The 249-nt window shown below is 41.4% G+C and carries 1 rRNA gene; it reads left to right on the plus strand.

From position 1 onward, the window contains the following. A 23S ribosomal RNA gene (locus tag V6259_RS19945) occupies positions 1 to 109 on the plus strand; the annotation flags it as partial. Positions 110 to 249 lie beyond the last annotated feature (140 nt).

Genomic DNA, 249 nt, shown 5'->3' on the forward strand with positions numbered 1-249 from the left:
CATAAGTCCCCTGAAGAGCCGTTCGAGACTAGGACGTTGATAGGTTGGGTGTGTAAGTGCTGTGAGGCATTGAGCTAACCAATACTAATTGCTCGTGAGGCTTGACCATATAACACCAAAGTGGTTTTTGGATGAGACAGCTCATCAAAGATTGCAAAGACACATTACGATAGAAACTGGTTTAACCTTGATTTACGTTATTTCAAAACGAATTGTTAAAGATCCAAGCATGTCTTCGCGTGTTTTGGT

Origin of the sequence: Marinomonas sp. TI.3.20 (assembly GCF_038155025.1) — a bacterium.
GTDB classification, from domain to species: Bacteria; Pseudomonadota; Gammaproteobacteria; order Pseudomonadales; family Marinomonadaceae; genus Marinomonas; species Marinomonas flavescens.